The sequence below is a fragment of the Paraburkholderia sp. SG-MS1 genome (genome assembly GCF_012275575.1).
Classification (GTDB): Bacteria; Pseudomonadota; Gammaproteobacteria; order Burkholderiales; family Burkholderiaceae; genus Paraburkholderia.
Window position 1 is genome coordinate 1 of sequence record NZ_NPIH01000151.1, and the last position, 1010, is coordinate 1010.

At 69.0% G+C, this 1010-nt stretch carries 1 protein-coding gene; it reads left to right on the forward strand.

Going from position 1 to position 1010, the window contains the following annotated elements:
• Positions 1 to 160: 160 nt before the first annotated feature.
• Positions 161 to 1010 (forward strand): TolC family protein (locus CIC12_RS11805; RefSeq protein ID WP_168664293.1); only part of this gene is annotated, 850 nt, incomplete at its 3' end.

Here is a 1010-nt window from a genome sequence, read left to right on the forward strand (position 1 = left end):
CGGTGTCGGTGCGCGATCTGTCGCCGGTGAGGAGGCGCGGTGCTGTGGGTGCTTCGGGTGCTTCTGCTGCGGGTGATGCTTCGGCGCCGGCTGGGTCGGCGGTGACGGGTGCGTCGGCTGCACAGCCAGCGTCGGCCACGGTTTCATCGGGCGCCTCGCAATGAAGCTGTCGCGAAACCTGTCCTCTCTGCCGCTGTGGCCCCTGCTGCCGCTGTTGCCGTTCGCCGTCGCGCTGAATGGCTGCATGACCGTCGGCCCGAACTATTCGTTGCCGCAACAGGCGCTCGTCAACGCGCCGCTTGCGAATGCGCCGCTCGAAGGCGCCGACCCGGCGCTGACCTCGACCCGCCACGTGCCCCCCGTGTGGTGGAAGCTGTACGACGACCCGGTGCTGAACGGTCTTGTCGACGAAGCGCTGCAATCGAACACCGATTTGCGCGTCGCGGCGGCGAATCTCGCGCGCTCACGCGAAGCGCTGGGCGTCGCGCAGGCGCAGGGCGGCTTCTCCGGCAAGGCGTCGGCGGAGGTCCAGCGCGCGCAGGAATCGGCCGAACAGTTCCTGCTGTTCGAGAAACTGCCGGTCGGTAACGAGGGTAACTTCGGCCTCAGCATCTCGTATGAATTCGATCTGTTCGGCAAGCTGCGGCGCGGCGTGGAAGCGGCGCAGGCGGACACCGAGTCCGTGCAGGCCGCCGGCGACCTCGCGCGGATCACCGTGGTGGCGGACGTCGTGCGCGCTTACGTCGAGCAATGCTCGGCGGCCGAGGAACTCAGGATCGCGCAACAGTCGCTCGGGTTGCAGAAGCAGCGCGTGGACGTGTCGCGGCGTCTGCGTGACGCGGGCCGTGGCAACCAGCCCGACGTGACGCGCGGCCAGACTCAGGTGGATACGTTGTCGGCGGACATACCGCGCTACACGGCGCGCCGCAAGATCGCGCAATACCGGCTCGCCGCGCTGCTCGCCCGTGCACCGTCCGACCTTCCACCGGCCGTGCTGGCCTGCGAGCGTC